General features: G+C 35.1%; 11 protein-coding genes. All 11 read left to right on the top strand.

The features are described 5' to 3' along the window. Positions 1–6 precede the first annotated feature (6 nt). The 11 genes from yejK (at position 7) to cas3f (ending at position 21,715) form a co-directional block, all read left to right on the top strand. Positions 7–1,011, top strand: a complete 1,005-nt coding sequence (yejK, locus tag A9G09_RS03315) for a nucleoid-associated protein YejK (RefSeq protein WP_065633491.1) — start codon at positions 7–9, stop codon at positions 1,009–1,011. A 20-nt stretch (positions 1,012–1,031) separates the two neighbouring features. Continuing rightward, positions 1,032–1,877 (top strand): deoxyribonuclease IV, encoded by an 846-nt coding sequence (nfo, locus tag A9G09_RS03310; protein ID WP_065633490.1) that lies wholly within the window; start codon positions 1,032–1,034, stop codon positions 1,875–1,877. Beyond that, positions 1,874–2,896 carry a hypothetical protein gene (locus A9G09_RS03305; RefSeq protein ID WP_065633489.1) on the top strand — a complete coding sequence of 341 codons (1,023 nt, stop codon included), beginning with the start codon at positions 1,874–1,876 and terminating at the stop codon, positions 2,894–2,896. Before nfo ends, A9G09_RS03305 begins: the two co-directional genes overlap by 4 nt. Before the next feature lie 116 nt (positions 2,897–3,012). Continuing rightward, entirely contained in the window at positions 3,013–5,556 is a 2,544-nt protein-coding gene (locus tag A9G09_RS03300; RefSeq protein ID WP_065633488.1) for a DUF4132 domain-containing protein, read from the top strand. Between the two features lie 528 nt (positions 5,557–6,084). Then, positions 6,085–9,726 carry a DUF4132 domain-containing protein gene (locus A9G09_RS03295; RefSeq protein WP_065633487.1) on the top strand — a complete coding sequence of 1,214 codons (3,642 nt, stop codon included), beginning with the start codon at positions 6,085–6,087 and terminating at the stop codon, positions 9,724–9,726. A 164-nt stretch (positions 9,727–9,890) separates the two neighbouring features. Next, positions 9,891–10,985 (top strand): AAA family ATPase, encoded by a 1,095-nt coding sequence (locus A9G09_RS03290; RefSeq protein WP_065633486.1) that lies wholly within the window; start codon positions 9,891–9,893, stop codon positions 10,983–10,985. 9 nt (positions 10,986–10,994) lie between these two features. After that, positions 10,995–13,520: a DUF5682 family protein gene (locus A9G09_RS03285; protein ID WP_065633485.1), complete on the top strand. Its 2,526-nt coding sequence runs from the start codon at positions 10,995–10,997 to the stop codon at positions 13,518–13,520. Positions 13,521–13,528: 8 nt separating this feature from the next. Next, positions 13,529–14,698, top strand: a complete 1,170-nt coding sequence (locus A9G09_RS03280) for a VWA domain-containing protein (RefSeq protein WP_065633484.1) — start codon at positions 13,529–13,531, stop codon at positions 14,696–14,698. Further along, the gene (locus A9G09_RS03275) at positions 14,695–16,803 is read left to right on the top strand and encodes an SWIM zinc finger family protein (protein ID WP_065633483.1); all 2,109 of its coding nucleotides are present in this window, start codon (positions 14,695–14,697) and stop codon (positions 16,801–16,803) included. The genes A9G09_RS03280 and A9G09_RS03275 overlap by 4 nt, the downstream gene beginning before the upstream one ends. Before the next feature lie 593 nt (positions 16,804–17,396). Beyond that, positions 17,397–18,350: a type I-F CRISPR-associated endonuclease Cas1f gene (cas1f, locus tag A9G09_RS03270; protein WP_065633482.1), complete on the top strand. Its 954-nt coding sequence runs from the start codon at positions 17,397–17,399 to the stop codon at positions 18,348–18,350. Further along, entirely contained in the window at positions 18,347–21,715 is a 3,369-nt protein-coding gene (gene cas3f / locus A9G09_RS03265) for a type I-F CRISPR-associated helicase Cas3f (RefSeq protein WP_065633481.1), read from the top strand. Before cas1f ends, cas3f begins: the two co-directional genes overlap by 4 nt. Positions 21,716–21,850: the final 135 nt, after the last annotated feature.

Below are 21,850 nucleotides of genomic sequence, written 5' to 3'. Positions count from 1 at the left end.
TTTAAAATGAGTGTGCAAATAGAAAAAGTTATATTACATAAATTAATTAGAAAAAGTGACACTGAAATCGAATTACAGCTTCGTGATACAATACTCAGTAATCAACAAGCGGTTGTGAATTTAATTGAAGATATCAATCGTATCTATAACAACAAAAGCAAAGCTTACGGACTTTTTAATAGTGAAAGTTTGTTTGAACAATCGCTTAAAGAATTACGTTTAGGTAATCAAGATTTTCTCCACTTTAGTCAAGAATCAACTAAACAATTACGTAATGAACTTGCCAAATATCCGTTTGCCGAAGGGGGAACAGTGGTATTTTGCCTTTATCGCTATTTAGCGGTGGAATATCTAATTATTGCCGTGTTAAATAGCTGTTCAAGCATGCTTGTGAATGAAGATTTGGATATTTCCGAAACCCAATATTTAGATATCGATCATGCCGATATTATTGCACGAATTGATATAACAGAATGGGAAACTCAAGCTGATTCAAAACGTTATTTGACTTTTTTAAAAGGTCGAGTAGGGCGAAAAGTGTCAGACTTTTTTATGGATTATTTAGGCGCTAGTGAAGGATTAGATGCCAAAGCGCAAAATAAAACGTTAGTCAAAGCGGTTGATGATTATTGCCAAGAGATGCAATTTGATAAACAAGACAAAAACGCCGCGCGTGAAAATGTTTATAATTACTGTCAAGGTCAATTGCAAGCAGGCGAAGAGATAGAACTCAAAAACCTAGCCAATGAATTACCAGTCAGTGACGATAACAACTTTATGCAATTTGTTAAAAACAGTGAGTATGATTTAGAAGACACCTTTCCAGTTGATCGCAGCGCATTACGTCAATTAAAGAAATTTTCAGGTAGTGGTGGTGGATTAACCCTCAGCTTTGATTCCGATCTGTTAGGCGAACGCATAAAATGGGATCCGCAAACTGATTCTTTGGTGATTAAAGGTATTCCACCTAATTTACGCGATCAACTGCAACGTAACAGTGGCTCAAATTAACTATTAGGATGAATAACAGTATGAAATACATTGGTGCACATGTGAGTGCTTCGGGCGGTGTTGACAACGCACCGATTAATGCCTATCAAATTGGTGCAACTGCCTTTGCCTTATTTACTAAAAATCAACGACAATGGCATGCAAAACCATTAGAGTCATCGATAATTGATAGCTTTAAAAAGCGTTGTGAAAAATATGGCTTCACGAGTAAACAAATCCTACCGCATGATAGCTACCTAATTAATTTAGGTCATCCCGATCCTGAACAACTTGAAAAATCGCGCACTGCTTTTCTAGACGAAATGCAGCGCTGTGAACAGTTAGGTTTAACACTGTTAAATTTTCATCCGGGTAGTCATTTAAAACAAATCTCAGTTGATGAATGCCTCAAGCGTATAGCTGAGTCGATTAATATGACTTTAGATAAAACCAAAGATGTAGTGGCCGTTATTGAAAACACAGCCGGACAAGGTTCTAATTTAGGTTATAAATTTGAACATTTAGCACAAATAATCGATCAAGTTGATGATAAAAGCCGGGTAGGTGTATGCATTGATACTTGTCATGCTTTTGCTGCCGGTTACGACTTACGCACTGAAAAAGCCTGCCAAGAAACCTTTGCTGAATTTGAAAAAATTGTTGGGTTTAATTATCTACGTGGTATGCACTTAAATGATGCCAAAAGCGAACTTGCTAGCCATGTCGATCGCCACGACAGCTTAGGTAAAGGTAACATTGGCAAAACCGCTTTTAAATATATCATGCAAGATCCAAGAATAGATGAAATCCCTTTAATTTTAGAAACCATTAATTCTGATATTTGGGCTCAAGAAATTGCTTGGCTAAAAGAACAAGTATCAGCATGAAAAAATTTTTATTAAAGGGTTTATTTTGGGGATTCATTTTATCATCCCTTAATTCTTATAGTTATGCAGCAATGCTTGGCGAAAACAAGTTAATAGAATGGGATAAAACAACAATTCAGTCTCAATATCGGTCGGATATTCGCATGTATAGCCCATTTACTGTTTATAATATTGAAAATGAACCTGAATCTACTTTTGTTTCATTATCTGATGATGTGCATTTATATGATGAGAATAATCAACAAGCTATTATTTTAATTCCTGGAGATGAAAAAGAGAGTTACCAAAATGAACAATATTTACTGACAGATTCATACCGTGCTAAATTTTTTGAGTTGGCAGGTTTATCAGAAGACGATAAGGTTTTTATATACGATTATAAACATAATGACTTAACATCATTGCCGATTAGTCAGTTAAATGCTTTTGCTGTGGTGGATACGACTTATTATAAAGCTCCTTTTAAGCAGAACGATTATATATATGGTTTTAAATTAGATGAAAAACTATTTGATCACCATTCAGATTATCTGGTGTCTTTTGGTAAAGAGAATCCATTCGCTCAAGAACAATTAACGCCATTATCGTGGAAAAAAATTAGCAAAGACGATTTCCCAGTACTTGATAAAAATATTGAAATTGCCTCTATTAGATGTCATTGGCCGACAGATGACTTAGTAAAAGGGGATAGCTATTTGTCCGAAGTAAATGGTTTACAATTTTATCTACAAGACTATCAAAAGCCATCCGATCCTGATACGGTTTTAGAGCATTTGATTATTTTAGATTCGGATTCGAATATGATAACCAATGTTAGTCTTTGTTATAGTGAAGGTGGTGGTTTTAAACCATTGAATAATTTAGCAGATAAAAATGAACCAATAGAACAATGGACAGGTAAACTTTTAAAAAATGAACCCCCTGTTATTTTTGATTTTATTTATGGCTGCGCACCTCTTTTTCAATTTATTAATCTAAAGCATCAGTTGTTTGCACCAAAATACTATTGTCTTGAATAATATTAGGTTTAATTTTGTTTAAAAAGTCATATAAGTTGTATTTAAATTTTGGGTGAGGAGTTAAGTAATCCTCAAGATATTATAATAATATGAAATAAGTGAAATAAGGAAATACTTTGAGTCAATCTACATTACAAGCTAAAGATAACGATATAACTCCATATCAATCCATTCCTCAACGCCTGCTGCCAGATAATTTTCGACAAACCTTACAACAAAATATTGATAAGCAATTGGCAATAATAAAAATAAAGGTTGAGGATGAACAAGCAGTTAACAAAACTTGTAATGTTAGTCTTTCAAACCAACAGCAGCGTTATGACATATTGAAATCAATAACCTCGAACGATCTTGATAATGTTTTTGCTTATTTAAATGGTTTGGTACAAAAAAACAATTTAGATTTGGATAATAATGAATTAGATATATTTGATAAAAATGAATTGTCACTCGCCTTATACCAAGATAGTTTGCAACAACTACCTGAGTGTAATTTATGGCATGTATTACGAGCTTATTATTTAGAAAAGCCTAAATATGTCAACAAAGATCTCTCATCATTATTGGAACAAGAATTATATTGTCGAATTGATCTGCGATTATTAGCTGATGTGTTACAAAGTATTACTGGTAGCACGACAATAAAAGATAAGATTGCCGGTGCTTTTTTATTTTATTTTTCGTTACCTTTTTTAGAAAAATATATACTAAATCAAGAACATCTTATTTGGCCATTTTTTGCCGAAAATTTGCATTATATTGATCAGGCATTGGGACTATTCGGTGAAACTAATTTAGAATGTTATAAAACAGCAAATGCTTTAGCGATTCTTTCCCTTTTTCCGCAGTTACCTAAGTCGTATATTCCACTATTACAGGAGTGGGCTCTAGGCGCTGGTCGTCGCTTTCGTTTACAGTCACAGCTTATTTTAAACAAAATTCCTAATATCCATCTAGAAGTTGAAAAAGCATTATTATCAACAAAACAAGATATACGAATAGTTGCGAGTGATTGGTTAGCGAAATTAGGGGGGGATTCGTCGATCAAATCACTAAAGCGTGCTTTATCAATAGAGAAAAAAGAAGCGGTAATTGCATCTATTCTCAGCGCATTAAGTCAATTGGGTGAAGATATCTCTTATTATTTATCGCCTGATTATCTGCTAAATGAAGCAAAAAAAGGATTGAAAACCAAAAAACCAGTCAGTCTTGATTGGCTTGAACCTTATATGCTACCAGAATTAATGTGGCAAAATGGTCAGAAAGTTGCTGTTGAAATTATTTATTGGTGGATCATCTTAGCGGTAAAATTAAAACAAACCACTGATAATGGCTTGTTTGATTTCTATTTAAAATTATTAGATGTAAAAAGCCAACAAAAACTTGGGTATTTTGTGGTGCAAATGTTCATTATACAAGATACAGAACTAACATCCGATAAATACACACGTTATGTCAGATCTGCACTAAATACCAAAGGCATGTTGGCTTTGTGTAAATATAGTGAGCCTTATCAAATTGCTGATATTGTACGTCCTTATTTGAAATTTCATTCCTCAAAACGTAGTGAAATATCAGCGGTATTTGAGGCGATTGTCACGATTAATCATGCGGTAATTACTCAATTAATTTATTCTACTTCACTGCGTTATAGTTCAAATATTGTTCGTAAGAACGCCAAAAAAATACTTGAAGAATTTGCGCAAGCGCAAGCATGCAGCCTTGAACAACTCATTGAAAGAATGGTTCCAACAGCTAATTTAAACGAGCGAGGTGTATTAGATTTTGATTATGGAGATCGTAAATTCACAGCACAGCTCGATCACTGTTTACAATTAGTGATAAAAAATGAAGCGGGTAAAATACTCAAATCGTTACCAGAAGCAACAAATAGTGAAAATGTTGAACAAATCAAAGCTTATAAAATATTACTAACCAGTAGTAAAAAAGAGTTGAAACAAGTTATCAACAATCAAACAAAGCGGTTATATGACATGATGTCTATTGGGCAAGTGTGGTCTTACCAAGATTGGTTTGCCAATTTATACCAACATCCTATCATGAATAGAATGATTGAATCGTTGATCTGGCTTGAAGTCGATAATAACAACATAGTCATTAACAGCTTTAGACCGACAGAAGATGGTTGCTTGATTAACATAAATGATGATGAAGTCACTTTAAATCCTGAGCATTATATTAAGTTAGCGCATAGCGTCTATTTGTCAGATGATCAAGTAGAAGGATGGTTAAATCATCTTAAGGATTACAAAGTTACGCCTCTATTTACTCAATTTGCTAATCATTTACCTGATTTGAGTCAAGTGATTGACAATAAACTAAATGATTATTATGGCAAGGTTATCAAGCTAAATATCTTAAAAAACATATTATATTCGAAAGGCTATCATAGCATTACTGACTGGGATTGTATTGATGGATTCGCTAAATTATATTCAAGCTTAGGTATTCGAGCACGTATTATGGTCAGCCAATTTTATCGTACAACAACAAATAGTGATGAGACTGTAAAACTTTATGATTTGTATTTTACTCAGCAAATAGGAACAATTGAAAAAACGATTCCACTTGATCGCGTTCCGCAAATTATATTAGCTGAAAGTTATGCCGATTATTGTTTAGTAGCGAAAACAAAATAAAGATATTAAGAATAGGGAATGTTTAATAAAGTAAAAGGTAAAATTGCCTCACTGTTTAGCCGTTTTCAATCGCCAGTCAGTGAAAAAAGAGATTGATACGCCGTCTGAACAGCTAATATTAACTATTTTGAATCTTTATGAAAACGCAATCAAACAATCCCTGAAAACATTTTAAGATATGTTATGCTAGGAGATAATTACGCAATTTTGAATAAATAAATTAACGCAAGATTGCCATTATAGCATTGATGACATAATGGATTTTATGTCTTATTCCTGTTCTTTGCTCGGTATCAATTATTGTTATTATTACAATAGTGATAGCGCATCGCCTAATGCAAGGATCGGATTTTATGAACAATGGACGGATAATTATAATTAATAAGGAAACGACTGATTACACGCTTGGTTTGGTTAGAAATCATTAAAAACAATCAAATTATAACTAGCTTTAGACCGGCGGAAGATGGCTACTTAATTAATATAAATGATTAATAAAAAATATCCTGCATAGGAGAATCAAGGAATATGAAAGAAACACATGCTCAATCTGCGCAACAATTAATTGCAACAATATTCGAACCACTAAACACACTCGATAAAAGTTTGCCAGAGCGTATTACTCAATATGTTTTACAGGGTGATGAAGCTAACGTTTTAAGTGATCTAGAACAATTATGTCAAACTAGCGATAACGCTTATAAACTCTTTGAATTACTATATAGACCCTGTGATTTTTATGGAACAAGCTTTTACGATAAACCAAAACCACCTAAAAAAGCCAGAATAGATTTTTATCAATGTTGGACTGATGACTATACACTTGAACAAATAAGGCGTTTTGGATGTGTTTTGAGCGCAATTTGTTACCATTTGCATTTAGTTAAATTAATTAACCAACAGTTGCCTGCATGGTTTTTATATCTATTATATGATGGTTTGATTAGCACAATGCCATCTTTTTGTAAAAATGAAGAAGACATTGAACAACGAAAAAGTTGGTCAATTGAACAATTACACCAACTACTCGAAATGGAACAAACTGGATTGGGTGAAAAGTTATTATTGGCGATATTTGATCGGCAAAATATGACGAGCAATGATTTAAGTGACTTTCAGTATTTTTATAACATCGATGGATTATTATCTTATATTAAAAATCATCTTAAATTATTTAGTCAGCTACCCGATCAGGATATTGCTGTTTTGGGGCAGGTAGAACAATTAAAGTACATTAAAAAGCATTCTGAACTTCAGCTACCACTGATTGAGTTTATTACTCAGCAAGCATTACATACTGCCAAACAAGTCAGTCAATTAGCGACAGATATGCTAATGGGTTTTCCTGTTGAAGATGTTCAACCAAAACTACAACACTTTTTAACGTCGGGCTCGGTTAAACAACGTAGTAATGCCGCTAAATTACTGGCAAGAATATCGTCAGATTCTGCAATATTACAACAAGCATTAGCAAGTGAAACCAATAAAACCGTTATTGGCGCCATTGAAAGCGCTTTGCTACGACTTGAAACTGCTAATAATGCAAAACAACAAACAAATTTAGTTATTCCTAGTTTTGAACCCATTATCGATATCGATTTACCATCGATGGCACAAGACATTTTGCGGCAAAATTATCAAGACTATCACAAACTAAAACATAATGAATCATATGACACACTAACTGAAAAAAATTTAGATGATATTTATCATTATTTAAATGGTAAAATTCAATACACGACGTTACTTCAAGGGATTAATAAAAACGTCGATTATCATTTTTTACTGACTAAAAATAGACTACAAAATTTACCCGAATTCACCCTTTATCACTTATTTAGAGCAATGCGATTAATTGATCAAAATGGTGGTACTTATTGTTTTGAAAGGGTATATACAAAAAATGACTTTGTTAAAAATTTCGATCTTAGGCAAATCGCCGATGTAATGGCGAAAATTGATTATTGTCAAGATGTGCTCTATGCTGTTGCTTTACCATTTATAACCAGTGAGACTTATCATCCTTTTTATGAAAATCAACCAGATAAATTATGGCCATTTTTTGCTGATCATGAATTTTTACTTGATGAAGTTTTAGGCTTTGCTGAGAGCAATAAATGTTGGTCCTACATTAAACTTGATAAAGTTAGTGCAATAAAAATATTACAACTTTTTCCTAGTCTGCCGACTAAATATGTTAATTATCTTTTTGAACTCGCACTAAAAGAAAACAAACTAATACGGCATGCAGCACAAAACACTCTAAAAGTCATTCCTAATATTCATGATCAAGTTGAACAAGCTTTACTATCGCCCAAACAAGAAGAGCGAATTGCAGCGGCAGATTGGTTGGCACTATTAGGACAAAAATCGTCAATTAAAGCATTACATCATGCATTAAAAAAAGAAAAACGCGAAATTATACAAGCATCATTATTGATTGCTTTAGAAAAATGTGGTGAAGACATAAGTCAACAACTAACCACTGAAAAATTATTAGCTGAAGCAAAACAAGGTTTAAAAGGTAAAAAACCTAATGACTTTGACTGGTTTGATATTAGCTTAATGCCTGCACTTACTTGGCAAAGTGGCGAGGCGGTCGAACCACAAATTATTCAGTGGTGGGCTTGGTTAGCGGTTAAGTTAAAAGAGCCTGTAAACCCACTATTAACGATTTATAGTCAATTGTTAAGTAAACCAAGCCAACAACAATTAGCTGAGTTTATTTTACGTAGTTTTATTAAGCAAGATACTTTAAGACCAAGCATTAACGAAGCCGAAGCGCAAGCTAACCTAATGGCTAATCAACGTTTGCAAGAATACTTAGGTTATTATAAACAATACCCGAGTTTATATCCTGCTTATGCCAATATTACATTGGAACAAGTATTTGAGGAGATAAAAAAAGAGACATTAGCTACCTACCTTGGTTCTGCAATTAAAGCAAAGGGTGTATTAGCGTTAACTACCGGTATTGAAGGGGGTGTTGCTGTTTCGTTATTACTTGATTTTATGAAACATCACCAAAAACGGCGGGCTCAAATTGAAGCGATGCTAGAACCCCTTGCACAAAGTGATGATCCACTGATTACTCAATTGTTGCTCTCAATAGCTCGACGTCATCGCATGGCAACAATACAAGAAAAAGCACGTTCCTTAGTAGAAACTATTGCTGAACGTAATGGTTGGACATTAGACGAATTAGCAGATCGCACTATATCAACAGCTGGGTTGGATGATAGTGGTGTGTTAACTCTCGATTATGGTGAACGCACCTTTAACGCAACGTTAGATGATAAGTTTAAATGGCACTTAAAAAATGCCGATGGTGACGAAATTAAGGCCTTACCTGAAGCACGTAAAAGTGAAGCTCCAGCCTTAGTAAAAGATGCAAAAAAACAATTTAGTAACAGTAAAAAAGAACTGACTCAATTACTGGATATGCAAATTAATCGTTTTTATGAAGCGATGTGCACTCAGCGCAGCTGGCGAGTTGATGATTGGCAAACATATCTACAACCGCATCCAATTTTGGGTCGACTTATTCAACGCTTAGTATGGTTGGAACTCGATGAAAACGGTAATATTGTTAATAGCTTTAGACCAACTGAAGATGGTAGTTTGGTCAATAATCAAGATGACGAAATTGTGTTGAACGAAAATAATCATATTACCGTTGCGCATTCAGCGCTATTAACTGCTGATATCACAGCAAATTGGCAAACTCATCTTAAAGATTACAAAATTATTCAATTATTCGATCAATTCAATCATCCATTACCGGATATTCGTCACTTTAAAGATGACATAATTGATAAATATTATGGTTGCTTAACCGATAGTTTTACCATACGAAAAATCCTAACTAAATTGGGTTATAAACGTAATGATATACAAGATGCGGGTTACTTTGATAGTTATTATAAATATTTTGCTAGCCTTAAACTGTATATTAATATTGAATTCAGTGGTAGCTTTGTCCCTGAAGAAAATATATCGGCAGCGCTTTTCAATCTGTACTTTAGTAAAAATACAACGTTTAAAGATAGATTAATTGCACTTGATGAGTTACCGCCCGTGTTACTTGCTGAAGGCTATGCCGATTATATGGCGGTAGCAGATGCATCAAGCGGTTTTGATCCAAATTGGCAAGACAAGTTAATTTGGTAAAATTAACTAAATATAGCTAGCAAAATACTCACAATGTATGTTTAAAAGGCTGAACCAAAATACTCAATGATTACCAGTTTGTTACTGGTCGAAAGCTATAGTAATTATAGAATAGTAGCTGATAGAACAGCTGGTTTTGATTCAGATTGGGAGAATAAAGGATTATGGCAAAACAACAAGTTATTAGGTTAAGTGCTGAACAACGTTATAGTAAAGAATTGGAAAAACTGATTAAGGCCGATAGCGAAAATAATAAACCTGAAGGTTGGGTTTTATCCCCTAAATCGGTGCGTCAATTTATTTTAGGTAACGATCGTTTGGGCATCAGCCGTAAATTTTTTGGTGACGATCCTTTAGTTGATCGATCTATTGTTTCATTATTGGGTAAACAAGGATTAATGCTGGTTGGTCAACCGGGTACGGCCAAATCTATGTTATCAGAATTATTGGCCGCCGCCATCAGTGGTGATTCAAATTTGACCATCCAAGGTACGGCTGGTACTAGTGAAGATCATATCCGATATTCTTGGAATTATGCCTTATTGCTGGCCGAAGGACCAACCGAACGTGCATTAGTTGGTTCGCAAATTTATCAAGGTATGAAACAAGGTAAAATTGTTCGTTTTGAAGAGATAACTCGATGTCCACCAGAAATTCAAGATATCCTTGTTTCGATTATGTCTGAAAAACAGATGATGATCCCCGAAATGGGGGCAAATGCGATTATTAGTGCTAAACCCGGTTTTAATATTATAGGCACAGCTAATTTACAAGATCGTGGTGTGCATGAAATGTCTGCTGCATTAAAGCGACGTTTTAACTTTGAAACTGTTAATCCAATAAATAACAAAGATTTTGAGATTGAATTGATACAAAGGCAACTTGAACAAGAGTTAGGTGAATTAAAAACACAAATAGTTATTCCGGTTGATGTCATTGAATTACTTGTTACGGCTTTTCAAGAGTTAAGGCAGGGTCAAACTCAAGATGGCGCAAATATAAAAACACCTGATGCCGTGATGTCAACAGCCGAAGCGGTAAACATTGCCTATGCTTCAGCATTAGATGCTTATTATTTTAGCGATGGAACCTTAAATGCAGGACAAATCGCCAAACAGCTTATTGGGGTGGTTTTAAAAGATAATGCCGATGATATAAAACGAATCCAATTTTATATGGATAATGTTGTGCGTGAACGCGCAAAAAAATCCGATACATGGCACAGTTTTTATCAAGTATCGAAAACGTTCTGGAAATAACGACTTAACATGACGCTTAGCCAAGAATTATTACCCGATAGGTTATCACAAGCATTAAATAAACTTGCTGCTTTGCAGCAAGAGCAGATCTATTTTGCCCCCATACGTCATCATAGCCCATCATGCAGTTTTGCGCTTAAAAAATTGATTGAGCAAACAAAACCAACGCATATATTGATTGAAGCGCCAGTTAGTTTTACACCGTTAATTGAACAACTGTTACATGATGATACACGTCCGCCCATTGCGATACTTTGTCAGACAGAAATTGACACAATACCGTTAGTAACAGAAAGTGAAGATGATAGTGTATCTAAACAATCTACCTGTTCGGTTTTTTACCCATTTTGTCATTACTCGCCAGAATGGGTGGCAATGCAAATGGCAAAAGAGCAACATGCCACACTACAATTTATTGATCTGCCTTGGGCTTTGCAATGTGATCAAGAAATCGCAGCTGATTTTGATAAAAGCCGCTCGCTACTTTCCGAAACTTATCTAAAACATAGCCAATACATTCAATATTTAATGAAAAAATTGCATTGTCGTGATCATGATGAAGTATGGGAACATCTTTTTGAACTGAAAGATTATAATGATATCGCTGATTGGCAAAATTTCTTTATTGATACCTTTATCTGGTGTGCAATGGCAAGGCTTGATTATTCACCGTCTTCACTAGCCGCAGAGGGTTCAGTTCAACGTGAACAGTATATGTTAACAGCGATAGGTCAATTAAAGAAATCTCAACCTGATGCAAAAATTGTGGTAGTAACAGGTGGTTTTCATACCTTACCTTTACTCGAAGGGTTATGGCACGATCAGCTTGTGTTACCTAAAAAAACAGAGATGACTCGATTTAATCATCAACAAAAAAACGGTGATAAAGATCAAAATTGGTTAATTCGTTATAGCTTTGATCGCCTTGATTCCTTAAATGGTTATGCGTCAGGAATGCCTTCGCCTGCTTATTATCAAGCGGCATGGCAGTCAATGTTGCTTTATGATAAATCAACCACCAATGGCAAATCTTGCGTCGCATTTCGCCAATCTTTAACTGCTGATGTGCTTACCAATATTGTTGATAAATTACGGCAACAAAACAGTGACAATATTATCGGTTTTGTCCCATTTCGTTCTGCAATAGCACAATCAATGTTATTAGCCAACTTACGAGAACATCATGGACCAGGAAGATATGATCTGCTTGATGCGATTCAATCCTGCTTTATCAAAGAGAGTATCAATGATTCTCGTCATGAGTTTTGGTTAACCGTGCAAAATTGCCTATCGGGCAATTTGTTGGGTGAAATACCTAAAGATATTGCACAACCTCCGTTAGTGAATGAAGTATATTTAACGCTAAAAAAATATCGATTTAAGTTAGATTATTCCAGTCCTAAACTTACGCATATCGATATTTATCGCAAATCACAGCATCGGCAACGTAGCCGCTATTTACATTTATTGGCTTTTTTACAAGTGGGTTTTGCCAACCGAATAGATGGTCCTGATTATATTCATGGTAAACGCTTAACTATTATGTTTGAAGATTGGCGTTATGCTTGGACCCCCATGGTCGAAGCGCGTTTAATTAAATTATCTGAACAGGGGACGCAGTTAGCGCAAATCGCAATCAAGCAATTACAATTAGCGACAGAACAATCTGGACATTCAAGTATTGTGGCGGTTGAACAGTTAATTCAAGGCGCTTTGATGGGGCTTGAATCTTGTTTTGATTATTTATTAAATAATCTATCTAATTGTATTGAGAACGATAACGAACTGGACAATCTAATCAATTGTGGTCATCGCTTACTTTACTTATGGCAAGGGCAAAATTTTTTACAACTAAAAAATACCGCAACGTTACTGATATTATTAGTTAAAATAATTAAACAGAGTCTTTTCTTGTTAACCAAGTTAAAACAACCAGAGCAAGAACAGCAACAAAAAAATATCAAAACATTACTTTCATTTAGAGACTTACTAAATTATTTACCAGAGCAACTTAATGTTAAACAATTTAAACACGATTTTTATCATAATCTGCATCGTTTACAACCTGAGTTAGCTCAACTGCCATTAATCTGTGGTGCTATTGATAGTCTTAGCTACTTAGATGCATACTTAAGCCAACAACAACTAGAAGATAAAATAAAAAATAACTTCAGGTTAACAACACCAGATGATCACGCAATTAACTATTTTATCGGTATTATGCAGTGTACTCCGCAATTGATTATTCATTCAACTTTTCTACTTGATAGCTTAGATCAACTAATGATTGATTGGTCATCTGAGCGATTTATTGAAATATTGCCCGATCTACGTTACGCCTTTTCTCAATTAAACCCGACACAGAATGCTTCGTTGGCTAGTCAGATTGCTAAAAAATATCATATTGTCGATGATGAATTAAATTTTTACCAATACAACTTTAGTGAAAAAGAGTTAAACAAAGCACTTTCTTTAGAGCTATTTATCACCAAACATATTCAACAACAGCATTTGCAAACATGGTTTAAACAATAGGAATACGTATGACTAACGATAATCACATCGATGATAAAACTACCAATGAACAAATTAAACGGTGGCGTTTAATTTTAGGAAGTTATGCCGATGAGGATTTAGGTCAAATTAATTTTAATGCGCATGATAAGCAAATCGATCAATCATTAGCGTATCTTTATCGACACGAATATCGTGCTCGAGGTTTATTGATCAATGACAAGGCTGATTCAGAAATAAAAGCGGGTGATAAAAGTCGTTCTGTTTATAACACGATAGATTGGTTAAAACTAACACGTAAATTGTTTCCTAAAAGTACCTTTGAGCGAATGCAAAATCAGGCGATAGAGCGTTATCACTTGGATGGAATTTTAGACGATCCGAAAGTCATACGAGATCTTGAACCTAGTGTAAACTCAGTACGATTACTGATGAATTTACGGGGTAAATTGAGTTATGACGTTCGTCAAGAAGTACGGATATTAATTAAAAAAGTGGTGGACGAAATTTTACAAAAGATTCAAACGAATTTTGTCAATGCGATCACTGGTAAAAAAAATCGATTTAGGCGCTCTTTAATCAAAAATAACCAGAACTTTGATTGGCGAGCAACAATCAATGCTAATCTAAGGCATTTTGATCAGAACAAACAGCAAATTATTATCGAAAAAGCAATTTTCAATTCACGCAAAATAAGACAATTACCTTGGGATATTATTTTATGTGTTGACCAAAGTGGATCGATGGATAGTTCAATTCTTTATTCAGCAATTTGTGCCGCTATCATCGCTAAACTACCGGCGATTAATTTGCATTTACTGGTGTTTGATACTCAAGTTGTCGATTTAACACATATAGCCGAAGATCCAGTTGAAGTGCTCATGACTGTACAATTAGGCGGTGGAACAGACATTGGTAAAGCACTTAATTATGCTGAACAAAAAATTAAAAACCCGAGCCGAACGGTGGTAGTGGTGGTGAGTGATTTTTATGAAGGCGCAAATGTAACGCATTTATATCGAACTGTCACTCGTCTTAATACTAATCGAGTAAAAATGCTGGGTTTGGCTGCTTTAGACTATCAAGCTAATGCTGTTTATGATATGCAAATATCACAAAAACTTGCTGATCGCGGGATGCTAATTGCTGCCTTAACTCCTGAGCATTTTGCTAGCTGGCTTGCCGAGGTGATGCGATGAGTTGGCAACAAACCTACTTAAATTATGATCAAGAAGCGTTAGCACTTTATGCTAATATTGGTTTAATTCGCCGTGCACGCAAAGATATCGAAGCCGAAAAAGTCTTTTTTCAAGAAGAACAACCCAATTTTCTTCTGTTTATGGTCGATGGTCAACAGGTAAAACTCACTGCGCAAGGAATTCAAAAAGCAACTTGCAGTTGCCCAGCTAGTGGACACTGCAAACATATTATTGCGGCCATTTTATGGTTACAAATTCAGACCAATCATCAAACGAATAATAATGCAACATTATCGCAAAATTCAGAGACTGATCAGTCAGTGTCACCATTAAAAGATGCATTAAGCGAGCTACTAACAATCGATGCTGGCGTGCTACTTAAACAAGCAGGTAAAGCCAATGTGCGCCTTGCTTATCAATTGGTTTTTGATTGGCAGCAACTGCCGCCATTAACCGTAGAAAATCAAAAAGGGCAATTACGTATTCAAATACCACAAAGTGATATGCCGATTATCTATATGGCTGGGACCGGTTTTGCTGGTATGATTTCACAGCTACCCGAAAAACAGAAAACAGCTGTACATTTAGCGGTTATTGCTTACCTGTTTCAACAACATCACCAGCCATGGACTTGGCCAATCGAAAACAACTTAACAGATAAACCGATTGATCGGTTAACCGATGATGAAATAGCATTAATTAAGCAAGTTGAAGAACATATTTATACATTAATAACCCATGGATTATCTTATGTGAGTCAAAGCCAAGCGACACAATTACAGTTGCTTAATATGTCTGCTCGATCGCAAAATCTTGCCAGTTTAGCCGCAATGTTAAGACACCTTTGTCAACTTGTTGAACAACAAGCCAATCGACATTTTACCGTTGACGAACAAGACATACTGTTGTTCTTAGCTCGCCTTAAAGCGTATCTGGAAAAATTATTACATTATCAAGGTGAGCAGCTCACCACAGTACGTGGAGGGCAAAAACGTCATTACCAAAATGATGCTCAATCAATTGACTTACTACCATTGGGGGCTTATTGGTGGCAAAGCAAAACCGGCGCAATTGGGGCAACTTTTTACTTTTGGGATCCAATAGCGCTACAATATTATGAGACAACTTTAGCCAGGCCTAATAACTCGGATATCGACTTTAATCGACAAAGCATATGGCAAAGTGCATCGATTTGGCAAACGATGCCTTGTGACTTAATGAATAAAGCTTTTACCTTATATGAGCCACGTTTATCGCATGATGGTAAATTATCAAGTCGTGGTTCACAGATAAAATTACAACCAACAGGTTGGAATTTGCAGCAGTATCAGCAATTTCGCCAACAAGTAGGTTTTGATAACTGGTCACTATTAAGTCACTATTTACAAAATTACGATGCTAATATTTCACTTTTCAACCAGGTGCTCTTTATTCACGTTACCAAAGCACAAAAACCTTATTTGGACGAAATCAAACAGTGCTTAGTGTGGTGTGTTAAAGATTCACAGAATAATGACCTACTATTACGCATCTTTTGGGATGGTAAACAAAAACAGCGTATTGAATCACTTTATTTGCTACACGAAATAGAGTTACAGCCCTTAACCGTGTTAGTAAAATGTGTAAAAAATGATAATAATTTAGATCTTGAACCGTTTGCACTATTTTATAAACAGCCGCTAACGGATGATATCAATATTTTAAATCTGGATTTTGACAATGAATCGTTATACCAAATATCAAATAATAGCGGTGACTATTATAAACAACCCGAAATACTATTTCAAAAACAACCTCAGCAGATTGCTTACCAACACGATCCGATTGTTATCTACATTATCAAGCCGACGCTCAATTTTTGTGAAACGATAACGAGTTCGGGACGACTTAAACTGAACAATGACGATAAAAAGCAATTAGCGCAATTGCAAAATCAATGCGACACCTTAGGACTAAACACATTAAGTCAAGTTTTGACAAAAATAGGCAACCACCCAAACATCGAAGTCGTTCATATTTTACAAGCCGTGTACCTATGCCATCTAATGCAGAATGCACATTACCAATTACCCATTATGATTAAGAATGATGGTGAAGAAGAGTAAAAAATAGAATTAGATCGAATAAAAAGTAAATACTCAATTTGAAAAAGTATATTAGAGCTAGCTTGAAGATTATAGCAGTAAAAGTTTTGTAAAAAGTTTAAGCAAATATACACGTTTTAATATATAAATCTTGTTTTACATCCTCACCAATCAACCCTTTTTTTTACACTAAATTAAAATTGATTAAAATCAATATATTAGAAAAGGGTTAAAAAAAAGGGTTTTTGAGCACAAAAATCTTGTTTGCCTTTTTATAAACAGGGTTTATAGTATACCAGTTTCTAGTTCAACACTGCATAAGTGGTTTAGAAACCCAGCGAGGTTTTACTAATTTGTTTAATATTGTTCAACACTGCATAAGTGGTTTAGAAATACGCTACCGGTCCCCGCCCAGTGACGATAACGTTCAACACTGCATAAGTGGATTAAACAATTTACTGTTTAAACTTCCGATTTTTTGATGTCTTTTTATTCATATAAGCTAAAGATTAGCTTTGATTTTGTTTAATCTTTGATTATTTTTACCTCGTTTTTTGCGCATTATCATGCTAATTTATGGTCAATATTTAAATTGAATTAAGTTAGTGAAAAACATGGATATGATTCATTCTTCCGATCTTAAAACCATCTTACATTCAAAACGTGCCAACATTTATTACCTAGAGCATTGCCGTGTATTGGTTAATGGTGGGCGCGTTGAGTATGTTACCGATCAGGGGCAACAATCGCTTTATTGGAATATCCCCATTGCTAATACTACTTGTATTTTGTTAGGAACCGGTACCTCTTTAACGCAAGCGGCTGTACGCGAGCTTTCCCGTGCTGGTGTGATGATTGGGTTTTGCGGTGGTGGTGGAACGCCGCTTTTTTCCTCTACCGAAGCTGAATTTGCGTGTCAGTTTTTCTCTCCTCAAAGTGAATATCGTGCAACAGAATACTTACAACGTTGGTGTCAATTTTGGTTTGACGATGAACGTAGATTGCAAGGGGCTAAAATGTTGCAACAAAGTCGCCTTGAAATCATTCGCGAGTGTTGGTCAAAGTTTGATTGGGCGATTGATCAAAGTCAATTAGACAGTGTTATAAATGATGCAATAACGCAATTTGCAAATGTCAATAATAGTCAAGCATTGCTCGCAGCAGAAGGGCGTTTAAGTAAAAGATTATATGCTATGGCGAATCAATTAACGTTAAGGGATGATAAGTTTAAACGTGAACAAGGTACCCATGGTAAAAGCTATGATCCGGCTAACCAATTTTTAGATCATGGTAACTACTTAGCTTATGGGCTTGGTGCAACCGCTTGTTGGGTGTTAGGATTACCGCATGGATTGGCGATTTTGCATGGTAAAACTCGGCGTGGTGGTTTAGTATTTGATGCCGCTGATATTATTAAAGATGGCATAGTTTTACCGCAAGCTTTTTTGTCTGCAAAGCAAGGCGACAGTGAAAAAGCGTTTCGGCAAGCATGCATTTCACAATTTGCACAGTTAGGCGCATTGGATCGAATTATTGATACATTAAAACAGATAGCAGAAAAAGCATGAATATTTTATTAGTAAGCCAATGTAAAAAACGGGCATTAACCGAAACCAGACGAATTATTGATCAGTTTGCTGAGCGTTGTGGTGAACGGACATGGCAAACAGCCATGACCGAAGATGGATTACAAACCCTACATAAATTGTTGCGCAAAACGGCTCGCAGAAATACAGCCGTTGCTTGTTATTGGACTCATGGTAAAAATTTGACTGATCTACTATGGATTGTTGGCGATCGTAGTCAATTTAATCAGCAAGGTCGAGCACCAACTAATCGTACTAAACGCAATATATTAAAAAATGGTAATGAAAGTAGTTGGTATTATGCAACAACGATTCAATTAATCACAACGATTGCCGGTTTATTACATGATCTTGGTAAAGCGACTATTGGTTTTCAATCTAAATTACGCGCAACAGAGAAAGTGGCTGGCGATCCATACCGTCATGAATGGATTTCGTTACAATTATTTTTATTAATGATTCAAGACTGCACAACAGATCAAGCTGTTTTTGAACGTTTGGCAAATTTTTCTCAATATCAGCAGCAATACCCAAATTGGTATCAAAAACTTAACAAAACTGAAAAAACCGATCTGATGCAGTGGCCTTTATTAACACAGTGGATAGCTTGGTTGATTGTATCGCATCACCGAATGCCATTTTTAATTGATTCATTAAATGGTGATAAAAATAAGAAACAAACCAGAGATTTATATATTTCAGGTTTAAAAACAACCAGTTTTTATAAAACCCTTACCGCTGTTGAAAAATGGGTAAAAAATAGTTTTAGCCAACATCCTTCGCCTAATCAGTTTTGGCAACTAAAAAGCGATATAACGTTAAGCCAAGCGTGGTTAAAAAAACTTAGCCGTTATGCTAATAAGACGCTAACTCATCCACCTTTAATGCAATTAACGAATATTGATGCCTTTTTATTGCATATGTCGCGTTTAAGTCTAATGGTGGCTGATCACAATTACTCAAGTTTATCTTTTGTAAACACCGAGGCAGATAGAAATAATACAATTTTAATTGCCAATACTAAGTATGATGAAGAAAAAGGAAAAAAAATAGCTAAACAGCGTTTAGATGATCACCTTATTGGTGTTGCCAATCTTTCAGCGCGTTTTGCGCGTTTACTACCGAAAATGATTGATGAATTGCCAGCCATTAATCAGCATAAACCTTTTACCAAACGGACGACTATCGATCGATTTCAATGGCAAAATCATGCATATGATATCGCTAAGCATTATCAATCATTAAGTGATGAACAAGGCTTTTTTGGTGTAAATATGGCATCCACTGGTTGCGGTAAAACGCTTGCCAATGGTCGAATTATGTATGCACTGGCGAATCCTAAACGTGGCGTTAGATTTACCATTGCCTTAGGTTTACGGGTTTTAACCTTGCAAACCGGTAAAGCGCTGCGTGAAAAACTACAGCTTAGCGATGAACATTTAGCGATCTTAGTTGGTGGGCGAGCAACGCAAACGTTATTTGAGTTAGAGAATGAAGAAAAGTTACAAAAATCAAATTTAGAAAAGCAAAATATCTCAAAAGATAATTTAGAGCAAGAGGGTAGCGAATCGATAGAATCTTTGGTCGATGATTATGTTGATGTGGCAGAAAGTGGTATTGCGGATAGTGAATTAGGCACAATCATTGAAAACAGCAAAGCTCGTCAACTAATTTATGCGCCGATTGTTACATGTACAATTGATCATATTATTCAAGCCAGCGAATGCATACGAGGCGGCAAATATATTGCGCCGACCTTAAGGTTACTTACCTCAGATTTGATTTTAGATGAACCTGATGATTTTGACCAAAATGACTTGCCAGCTTTGGCGCGGCTTGTTCATTTAGCTGGGCTTTATGGGAGCAAAGTGTTGTTGTCATCGGCAACTTTAACGCCTGATTTAATTGCGGGTTTATTTGCGGCTTATCAAGCGGGACGAAAAATATGGAATCAAAACCATCAACGTAATAATGATTCGATCGTCTGTGGTTGGTTTGATGAGTATCAGCAATCAATTACGCAAATTACTGATAATGCGGCATTTAGCCAACAACATCAGCTATTTGTCAGTGAGCGCATTAATGAACTTGCTAAGGGCGAAGTTCGTCGTCAAGGACATATTCTAGAATTACTTGACTACCAGCATAAAAAACCAGAAAACGAAAAGTTAAATTACAATTTATTAGCTAATCAATTGTTAAGGCAATCTTATGATTTTCATTTAAATCATCATCAACTCGATGAAAAAACACAAAAACAAATAAGTATTGGTTTAATCCGTTTTGCTCATACTGAAGATTTAATTGCCTTAACTAAAAAAATTTATCAACAAACTGATCTTGCTGTAGATACTCAATTTCATATTGTGGTTTACCATGCAAGACAATTATTATTATTACGTAACCAATTAGAGCAAAAGTTAGATAGAATTTTAAATCGTACTGATCCAAAAGCAATTTTTAAGCAACCAGAAATTATTGAAGCAATTAAAGATAGTGACAAAAAAAATCATATTTTTATTGTTATAGGCACACCAGTAACCGAAGTCGGGCGAGATCATGATTACGATTGGGCCATTATTGAACCGTCATCAATGCGTTCAATTATACAGCTAGTTGGTCGTGTATGGCGCCATCGCCCCAATAAAGTTGCTAAAAGTCCGAATGTTGCTATTTTAGGCAGTAATATTGAATCAATTAAGCAGGGTGTGAACTATGGTGTCGGTACAGCGTGTTTTTGTAAGCCTGGTTTTGAACAAAAACCTTTTTTACTTACGACACATCAAACCAATAAATTAATACCGCAACAACAATTAGCAAATATTGATGCCACACCACGCATAACTAATTCAACACAAGATGAGCTTACCCTTGGCGAATTGGAGCATAAAGTAATGGCACATCTATTTGCGCTTAATGCACGAAATAGTAATTATGTTACGAGCTATTGGCAACCCGATTTAGCGCATCATCATTGTTCGCATTTACAATTAATTTCACCTTTTAGAATGCAAAATCATCAAGAAGATGAATTTATTTGTCAATTGGATGACAATGGAAAACTATTATTTACTTATAGTGATAAAGCCAACCTGACGCCAGATGAAAAATCCCAGAAAATAAAAAACAATATAATGGTAGATGATAAGTGGTTATTTGATAATTCACAGATCTCATTTTGGTTGACTAATTCTGTTGAGCAAGCTTTAGCAAAAATGGCCACATATTTCCCTAATCAAAACCTATATCAACTTACCAATGAATTTTGTAGTGTAACTTTAAATAGTGAAAAATATTGGTATTTCCACCCAAATTTGGGTTTTTATCAGATTAAAAATAGTGGTTAGTGAAATTTATATCCAGAAATAAGTGCTGTACGCAAAATATCTAAATGAGCTGGTTACAGCTAGATATAAATCGATAATTAAACTATACTAACATCGACTACCGAATAGGTAGCTTAGAAACATGAAATTATTTTG

Source organism: Gilliamella sp. wkB292 (genome assembly GCF_001690235.1).
Taxonomy (GTDB): Bacteria; Pseudomonadota; Gammaproteobacteria; order Enterobacterales; family Orbaceae; genus Gilliamella; species Gilliamella apicola_F.
The sequence above is the reverse complement of the archived record's forward strand: the minus strand, read 5'-3'. Positions and strand labels throughout refer to the sequence as shown.